The 684-nt window shown below is 49.6% G+C and carries 1 protein-coding gene; it reads right to left on the bottom strand.

Features of this window, described 5'->3' with window-relative positions; all coding sequences use genetic code 11:
- Positions 1 to 204 precede the first annotated feature (204 nt).
- Positions 205 to 684 (bottom strand): N-acetyltransferase family protein (locus ACXAIC_RS24760; protein ID WP_475187102.1); only part of this gene is annotated, 480 nt, incomplete at its 5' end.

The raw sequence follows: 684 nt of genomic DNA, 5'->3' as shown, positions 1-684 counted from the left end.
GTCTGCGATAGACGCAGTCACGCCCTCAGAGGCAAGAAACTACTTCGCTGCCGCAGGATATGAGCCGGAGTAAGCGGGAAACGCTCTAGCAGAAATTCATTGGATGCGCAGCATCCGATGTCTTGGGCTCCAAACAGATCTTAGCTGCGCATTAAGCAGACGTCCGCGATGCGGACGAAGCGGCCATTAATCCCACCGCGTTTTTCAGAGCACGGAAAAGCGATAGACGTTGTTTAGATAGCCCTGATCATCAATGAGAAAGTGTGTCTCGCCAACGTGTTCAAAGCCTTTCCCAAGATAGAAAGAAATCGCCGGATCATTTTCAGCATTGGTTGTTAACCATACAGAGTCGACAGAAATATCGCGACAGTGATCGAGCGCCGCAGACAGGAGACGTTTCCCAATACCCTTCCCATGGTGTCTTGGCTGAACGTAAAAGGTGGAAATCTCTACGTCAGAACATCCATCTACTGGCGCAGGGCTGTTCGAAGATACCCTTATGAAGCCATCGATTCCTTCGGCGTTCTCAGAAACCAACATGAATTGTTCGGGGTCACCAATTAGCTTCTTGGTCTTTTCAACCGTGAATTCTCCTAAGGTCTGTGGACATTTAGCGCAATGCGATGATCGCTGCGGCCAGGTTCCATGAGGCTTGATAGCTGGTATCGGTTTTATCGTATCTTG

The sequence above is a fragment of the Roseibium sp. AWQ4_254 genome (assembly GCF_056161025.1).
The sequence above is the reverse complement of the archived record's forward strand: the minus strand, read 5'-3'. Positions and strand labels throughout refer to the sequence as shown.